This window comes from Gordonia malaquae NBRC 108250, from assembly GCF_000344135.1.
GTDB lineage: Bacteria > Actinomycetota > Actinomycetes > Mycobacteriales > Mycobacteriaceae > Gordonia > Gordonia malaquae.
Genome location: NZ_BAOP01000024.1, coordinates 71,193 through 78,388, shown reverse-complemented (window position 1 = coordinate 78,388; position 7,196 = coordinate 71,193). Strand labels below are relative to the sequence as shown.

Sequence of the window (7,196 nt, the reverse complement as noted above, 5' to 3'; positions counted from 1 at the left end):
GGCCCGAGGTGCAGGCCCAACCGCGGACGTGTGAGCCGTATCCGGCCTGGCTCCGTGCGGCGCGCTCGGCGCCTACGCGGGTGCGGTAGCCGCGGGCGGTGCCGACATAGGTGCGGTAGGACGTGAACTTGTACGCCACGGCGCCGCACGAGCGGTAGAAGGTGAAGTACCCGCATCGTGAACCGCATCGGCCCTTGGCGGCACGGATCGCGGACTTCTGCGTCGGGTAGTTGACCGCGTAACCGGTCGCCCCGTTGTAGGCCCAAGAGATTGCTCCCCAGTAGCCGCTTCGTGCCGCTTCTGCTTCCGGGGTGGCCGCCGGAACAAAGGTGGCGGAGGTCGCGAGCGTTCCGACGATCGCGAAGGCTGCGAGCAACTGGCGAAGTTTCATAGCTGGAAGAATACTCAGACTCTTCTCAGAAAGTCGAGAAGGGGTCGTTCACCTGATCGACGGTGTGTCGCGGATCGCAGTTCGAGTCGTCTCGATCGTCCCCGCTGGCCATGGGGCAGACTGACGTCATCAGACGAGACGTCGAGATGAGTGGAGACCCTCAGTGCCAGTCGATCCGAAGACCCAAGCATTCCTGACCGCGACCGAGAACGGGCGGGGGCTTCACGAGATGCCGCTCGATCAGGCGAGGACAGCGTTCGACAAGCTCAGCATTCGGTCGGGTATCGCACCGGTCGAGGTCGCCGACGTCGTCGAACGGACGATCCCGGGGCCCGCAGGCGACATCGCGGTCCGCGTCTACACGCCGGAAGGTGAGGGGCCTTTCCCTGTCGTGATCTTCTTTCCCGGTGGCGGGTTCGTGGTCGGCAATCCGTCGACAGTCCACGGCCCGGTGTCGGTGCTCTGCAAGCAGATCGGCGCGGTCGTCGTGTCCGTCGACTACCGAAAGGGGCCGGAGGACCCGTTCCCCGCGGCGGTCGACGACGCGATCGCGGTGACGCGGTGGGTCGGTGACCACGCGGCCGAGCTCGACGGTGATGCGTCTCGCATCGCGGTGGCGGGTGACAGCGCAGGCGGGAACCTCGCGACCGTCGTCGCGATCGACGCCCGCGACAACGGCGGCCCGGCGCTCGCCGCGCAGGTGCTGATCTACCCGGCGACGGACATCTCCAAGCCCTACCCGTCACTCCGCGAGAACGGTCGTGGCTTCTTCATCACCGTCGACGTCCTGCGGTGGTTCGGGGAGGGGTACCGGGCGGATCCGCTCGACTGGCGCGCCTCGCCGATGCTTGTCGAGGACCTGTCCGGACTGCCCCCGGCGTTTGTCGTCACCGCCGAGTTCGACCCGCTGCGTGACCAGGGCGAGGTGTACGCGCATCGCCTCGCCGATGCGGGGGTTGACGTTCAAGCACGACGGTACGACGGCCAGATCCACGGGTTCGTCGCCAATCTGGCCGCTGTCACGGGCCTGGGGGCCACGGCGATCAACGACATCGGAGAGTTCCTCGACGGGGTGTTCACCGACGACTGACCGGAGACGTCGGTCAGACGGCTGCGAAGGCGGCCCGGTGGAGTGCGGCGGCAGCATCGACGATCGCCGGATGCGCGCCGAGGGGACCGGCGACCACAGATCCGGGGGCGTAGACGTCGAGCCACCGTTCGACGCGCTCGGTCAGCAGACCGGCAGACAGGAACAGCGGAGACGCGGCGATCGACGTCGCGCCCGCATTTCGGAGAGCGTGAACTGCGTCGGCGACCGGGCGCCCGTCGGATCCGAGCCGCGTAGCGAACACAGTCTGGACCGGCATCTGCAAGGTGGACGACAGTTCAACGCCGCGAGCACGGATGGAGTCGTCCGACCCGGCGTCACTGGAACCGACGGCGTAGAGCAGAACGCCTGCGCCCTGCTGGAGGCCGGCCTCGCGGAGGCGGTCGCAGAGGGCCGGGACCGGGGAGCGGGATCCGATCACCGGAGTCTGGACGGCCCTCAATCTCGGGTGTTTGCGACGGACGGCGTTGATCGTCGCGGGCAGATCGACCTTGGAGTGATAGCCGTCGCCGAACAGCAACGGCACTACCGTCACGTCGCCGGACACGCCCGCCAGAACGTCCCCGACCAGTGGTGCGTTCAGATCGAGAAACGAGACCTCCACCCGGACCCCGGGCATCGCGACCGCGACCGCGTCGCGCACCCGTCGAGCAGTGTCCGCGAAGCGGACGTCTCGACTGCCGTGCGCGACGAGGACAACGGTGCCGCCCCCGTCACGCATCGGCGTCGCCATCAGACTGCCGCGGCCTGCGACAGGTGCAGCGGGGCGAGTGCATCGCCGATCAGACCGGCGCCGAGTGTGTTGCCACCCTGCGGGTCGATGATCAGGAAGCTGCCCGACTCGCGGTTCACCTGGTAGTCGTCGGCGGCGATCGGCTCGGCCGTCATCAGGGAGATGCGGCCGATCTGATTGAGCTCAACTGTCTCCGGGGCGTCGAGCACGGCAAGATCCTGCTCGTCGAAGAGGGCGTCGAGCGAGGAGATGATCACCTGCGTCGTCTTGGCGCCGTGCTTGAGGAGCAGACGAGCTCCCGGACGCAGAGCCTTCTCCGCGAGCCAGCAGACAGTCGCGGTGAACTGTTGGGCGGGCTCGGGTGCATCGGTGACCGACGAGATGAGGTCACCGCGTGAGATGTCGACGTCGTCCGTCAGCAGCAGGGTGACGCTGCGTCCGGTGTGCGCGGTCTCGAGTTCGCCGTCCGCGGTGTCGATCTTCGCGATGGTCGTGCGGATGCCCGACGGCTGGACCACGATCTCGTCGCCGACGGACACGCGGCCGGCAGCGATCTGACCGGCATACCCGCGGTAGTCGGGGTACTCGGGGGTCCGCGGCCGGATCACGTACTGGACGGGGAACCGCAAGCCGACCGAACGGAGGTGCTCTTCGCCGTCCTGGGCTCGGCCTCGGTCGACGTCGTTCGGCACACTCTCGAGGTGCTCGATGAGCGTCGGGCCGTCGTAGTACGGGGTGTTCTCCGACCGGATCGCCACGTTGTCGCCGTGGAGCGCCGAGACGGGAATCTCCTGGACCTGGTCGGACGAGTAGCCGAGGGACGCAGTGATCTGGTTGAACTCCGCGGAGATCTCGGCGAACACCTCGCCCGGGTTGTCGACGAGGTCGATCTTGTTGACGGCGAGCACGAGGCGCGGAACGCCGAGGAGGGCCATCACCGCGGCGTGGCGGCGAGTCTGTGCGACCACACCGCTCCGCGCGTCTACCAGCAGGATCACCAGCTGAGCGGTGGACGCACCGGACACTGTGTTGCGGGTGTACTGCACGTGGCCCGGGGTGTCGGCGAGGACGAACGAGCGGGCGGGCGTCGCGAAGTAGCGGTACGCGACGTCGATCGTGATGCCCTGCTCGCGCTCGGCGCGGAGGCCGTCGACCAGCAGGGACAGGTCGGGCGTGTCCATGCCGCGGTCGACGGACGCCTTGGTGACGGCGTCGATCTGATCAGCGAGCACCGACTTGGTGTCGAACAACAGTCGGCCGACGAGGGTCGACTTTCCGTCGTCGACGCTGCCCGCGGTCGCGATGCGCAGCAGGTCGGGGGCGGGGGTGGGGGCACTCATCAGAAATATCCTTCGCGCTTGCGGTCTTCCATGGCTGCCTCGGAGACGCGGTCGTCGCCGCGGGTGGCGCCACGTTCGGTGAGGCGCGACGCCGCGACCTCGGCCAGAACGGCTTCGTTGTCGGCGGCCTCGGACAGGACGGCGCCAGTCGTCGAACCGTCGCCGACAGTGCGGTAGCGCACGGTCCGGGTCTCGACGGTCTCGCCCTCGCGGGGACCGCCCCACGGTCCGGACGTCATCCACATGCCGTCACGCTCGTACACCTCGCGCTCGTGCGCGTAGTAGAGGGGAGCGAGGAGAACCTGCTCACGCGCGATGTAGCGCCAGATGTCGAGCTCGGTCCAGTTGCTCAGCGGGAACACGCGGACGTGCTCACCCGGTGCGTGGCGGCCGTTGTACAGGTTCCAGAGTTCTGGACGCTGCCGCTTCGGGTCCCACTGACCGAATGCGTTGCGCAGGGAGAAGATCCGCTCCTTGGCGCGGGCGCGTTCCTCGTCTCGTCGCGCACCGCCGAACACCGCGTCGAACCGGTTCTCGGTGATGCCGTCGAGCAGCGGAATGGTCTGCAGTGGATTGCGAATGCCGTCCGGACGCTCGGTGAGGCGACCGTCCGCGATGTAATCCTCGACCTTCGCGACGTGCAGTCGAAGGTTGTGCCGTTCGACGATCTCGTCGCGGAACTGGATGATCTCGGGCAGGTTGTGGCCGGTGTCCACGTGCAGCAGTGAGAACGGCAGTGGCGCGGGCCAGAACGCCTTCAACGCCAGGTGGAGCAGGACGGTGGAGTCCTTGCCGCCGGAGAACAGGATCACCGGACGCTCGAACTCGCCGGCCACCTCACGGAAGATGTGGATCGACTCCGACTCGAGCGCGTCGAGCGTGGTGAACTCGTCAGCGCGGTCGAACGACCGGGTGGGATTCTCGGAAATGGTCATGATGCGTGCAGCCCGCATTCTGTCTTGGCGCGCCCGGCCCAACGGCCGCTGCGCGGATCTTCTCCGGCTTTCGGTTTGAGGGTGCACGGTTCGCACCCGATCGACGGGTAGCCCTCGTCCACCAGCGGGTTCACGAGGACGCCGTTGGCGTCGATGTAGTTCTGGAACTCCTCGTCGGTCCACGCGGCGAGCGGGTTGATCTTGACCAGCCCGAACGCGTCGTCGAACGAGATCAGTGGGGCGTTGGCGCGTGTCGGCGCCTCGACACGGCGGATGCCGGTGACCCACGCGCGGTACGGCGCGAGCGACGCCTTGAGCGGCACCACCTTGCGCAGCCGGCAGCATTCACCCGGATCGGACGCGAACAGGTTGCGTCCGACGAGCTCGTCTTGCTGCTCCACGGTCTGTTCCGGGGTGACGTTGATCAACTCGAGGTTGTACACCGACTCGACGGCGTCCCTGGTGCCGAGTGTCTCGGCGAAGTGATAGCCGGTGTCGAGGAACAGCGCCTTGAGCTTGCCTCCGACGGCGTCCTTGTCGGTGATGGCCTTGTCCGCGACGTCGATGAGCACAGCGTCCTGCATGTTCGCGGCGATCAGGAAGTCGGGACCGAACGTCTCCGCGGTCCACGCGAGCAGCTCCGACGCGGTCGCATCCGGGCCGAGCTGAGCTGCTCCGGCCTCGGCGATGGCCCGGAGGTCGTCGATGGTCTCCTCCGCTGGTCGAGCGGTTTCCTCGGCTGGTCGAGCGAAGTCGAGATCAGTCATCGCAAGTGCTCCTCTTCTGCTCGGACGGCCCACACGGCGAAGCGTTCGCCGTCTTCGCGGTGCTCGATGAAGTTTCGGACGACTCGTTCGATGTAGTCGCCGAGGTCGACGCTGACGACCTTGTGCTGGCGTAGTTTGCGGCCGAAGCCGGAGTCGAGGCCGAGGCTGCCGCCCAGGTGGACCTGGTAGCCCTCGACCTGCTCGCCTTCGTCGTTCTCGACGAGTTGACCCTTGAATCCGATGTCGGCGATCTGCGACCGGCCGCACGAATTGGGGCATCCGTTGATGTTCACGGTGATCGGGACGTCGAGCTGGGCGTTGATGTCCGCGAGGCGCTCTTCGAGGTCGGGTGCGAGCACCTGCGACCGCTTGCGCGTCTCGACGAACGACAGCTTGCAGAACTCGATGCCGCTGCACGCGAGCAGGTTCCGCCGCCAGTTCGACGCCCGGGCCTGTAGCCCGAGCGGGGCCAGCTCGTCGATGAGCGACTCGACCTGGTCGTCGGGCACGTCGAGGACGATCAGCTTCTGATACGGCGTGAACGAAGCGCGGTCAGAGCCGACACGGTCCATCGCATCGGCGACCTTGGTGAGGATGGTCCCTGACACGCGGCCCGCGATCGGCGTGAAGCCGACTGCGTTGAGACCGTTGCGGAGCTTCTGCACGCCGATGTGGTCGATCGGGCGGGCGGGCTGCTCGGGCGCGGGGCCGTCGATCAGCTTCCGCTTCAGGTACTCGTCCTCGAGGACCTGGCGGAACTTCTCGATGCCCCAGTCCTTGATCAGGAACTTCAGGCGCGCCTTTGCGCGCAGGCGGCGGTATCCGTAGTCGCGGAAGATCGAGACGACGCCTTCCCAGACGTCTGGCACTTCGTCGAGAGGCACCCACACGCCCACGCGCTGGGCGAGCATCGGGTTCGTCGACAGTCCGCCGCCCACCCACAGGTCGAGGCCGGGGCCGTGTTCGGGATGATTCACGCCGATGAAGGCGACGTCGTTGATCTCGTGGACGACGTCCTGGTGGCCGGAGATCGCGGTCTTGAACTTGCGGGGCAGGTTCGAGTACGCGGGATCGCCGATGTACCGGCGGACGATCTCGTCGATCGCGGGCGTCGGGTCGAGGACCTCGTCGAACGACTCGCCGGCGAGCGGCGAGCCGAGCACCACGCGCGGGCAGTCGCCGCATGCCTCGGTCGTCTTGAGCCCGACGGCTTCCAGCCGCTTCCAGATCTCGGGGACGTTCTCGATCTCGATCCAGTGGTACTGGACGTTCTCGCGATCGGAGATGTCGGCGGTGTCGCGGCCGAACTCCGTCGAGATCTCACCCAGGGTGCGCATCTGCGCTGCGTCGAGCTTCCCGCCGTCGCACCGCACGCGCATCATGAAGTACCGGGCCTCGAGGAGGTCGATGTTCTCGTCGCCGGTGTACGTGCCGTCGTAGCCTTGTTCGCGCTGGGTGTACAGCCCCCACCAACGCATGCGGCCGCGCAGATCCGCCTTGTCGATGGAATCGAAACCCTGCTTCGAGTAGATGTTCTCGATGCGGGCCCGGACGTTCAACGGGTTGTCGTCGCGCTTGGTCTGCTCATTCGGATTGAGCGGTGTGCGGTAGCCGAGGGCCCACTGGCCTTCGGATTTGCGCTTGACCGGCCGCGCGCGCTTGCGCGGTGCTGCGGGCGCGTCGGCGGCCGCTGCAGGCGCAGCATCGGCCGACTCGGTTGACGTGAGCGTCATGAATTCTCCTACAAGGCATGCTGCGGGCAGGGCAGCACGGCGTTGGGCTGGAAATCAGGTGTGTGACGAGAATCGGCTGGGCCAGAAGGCGGGCCGATCACTGGGCCGCTTTGTCTCTACGCGCAGAAGTGCACGGAAGCGGTCGGATCGTCGGCTAGAGCCGACAGAACGCGCTGCAGACGCGCTTGA

Annotated in this window: 7 protein-coding genes; 1 reads left to right on the top strand and 6 read right to left on the bottom strand. The window is 67.1% G+C overall.

The annotated features are described in order from the left end of the window. Positions 1-391 (bottom strand): DUF4189 domain-containing protein (locus GM1_RS15510; RefSeq protein WP_008380324.1); only part of this gene is annotated, 391 nt, incomplete at its 3' end. Positions 392-554: 163 nt separating this feature from the next. On the opposite strand from GM1_RS15510, the gene lipP1 reads away from it, so the two are divergent. Then, positions 555-1,481: a LipP1 family hormone-sensitive lipase gene (gene lipP1, locus GM1_RS15505; RefSeq protein WP_008380323.1), complete on the top strand. Its 927-nt coding sequence runs from the start codon at positions 555-557 to the stop codon at positions 1,479-1,481. 13 nt (positions 1,482-1,494) lie between these two features. Here lipP1 and GM1_RS15500 read toward each other — a convergent pair whose 3' ends face one another. The 5 genes from GM1_RS15500 to GM1_RS15480 are packed head-to-tail and all read right to left on the bottom strand — an operon-like array spanning position 1,495 to position 7,007. After that, positions 1,495-2,220, bottom strand: a complete 726-nt coding sequence (locus GM1_RS15500; protein WP_157436075.1) for a sirohydrochlorin chelatase — start codon at positions 2,218-2,220, stop codon at positions 1,495-1,497. 11 nt (positions 2,221-2,231) lie between these two features. After that, complete coding sequence (locus GM1_RS15495) at positions 2,232-3,572, bottom strand: sulfate adenylyltransferase subunit 1 (protein WP_008380321.1); 1,341 nt, start codon at positions 3,570-3,572, stop codon at positions 2,232-2,234. Beyond that, entirely contained in the window at positions 3,572-4,525 is a 954-nt protein-coding gene (cysD, locus tag GM1_RS15490) for a sulfate adenylyltransferase subunit CysD (protein WP_008380320.1), read from the bottom strand. The genes GM1_RS15495 and cysD overlap by 1 nt, the downstream gene beginning before the upstream one ends. Then, positions 4,504-5,274 (bottom strand): phosphoadenylyl-sulfate reductase, encoded by a 771-nt coding sequence (locus GM1_RS15485; RefSeq protein ID WP_008380319.1) that lies wholly within the window; start codon positions 5,272-5,274, stop codon positions 4,504-4,506. The genes cysD and GM1_RS15485 overlap by 22 nt, the downstream gene beginning before the upstream one ends. Continuing rightward, positions 5,271-7,007, bottom strand: a complete 1,737-nt coding sequence (locus GM1_RS15480) for a nitrite/sulfite reductase (RefSeq protein WP_008380318.1) — start codon at positions 7,005-7,007, stop codon at positions 5,271-5,273. Before GM1_RS15480 ends, GM1_RS15485 begins: the two co-directional genes overlap by 4 nt. Positions 7,008-7,196 lie beyond the last annotated feature (189 nt).

What these genes read in the sequence shown, in the direction of transcription:
- GM1_RS15495 (WP_008380321.1), bottom strand. Translation starts at nt 3,572, where the DNA reads ATGAGTGCCCCCACCCCCGCCCCCGACCTGCTGCGCATCGCGACCGCG.
- cysD (WP_008380320.1), bottom strand. Translation starts at nt 4,525, where the DNA reads ATGCGGGCTGCACGCATCATGACCATTTCCGAGAATCCCACCCGGTCG.
- GM1_RS15500 (WP_157436075.1), bottom strand. Translation starts at nt 2,220, where the DNA reads ATGCGTGACGGGGGCGGCACCGTTGTCCTCGTCGCGCACGGCAGTCGA.
- GM1_RS15480 (WP_008380318.1), bottom strand. Translation starts at nt 7,007, where the DNA reads ATGACGCTCACGTCAACCGAGTCGGCCGATGCTGCGCCTGCAGCGGCC.
- GM1_RS15485 (WP_008380319.1), bottom strand. Translation starts at nt 5,274, where the DNA reads ATGACTGATCTCGACTTCGCTCGACCAGCCGAGGAAACCGCTCGACCA.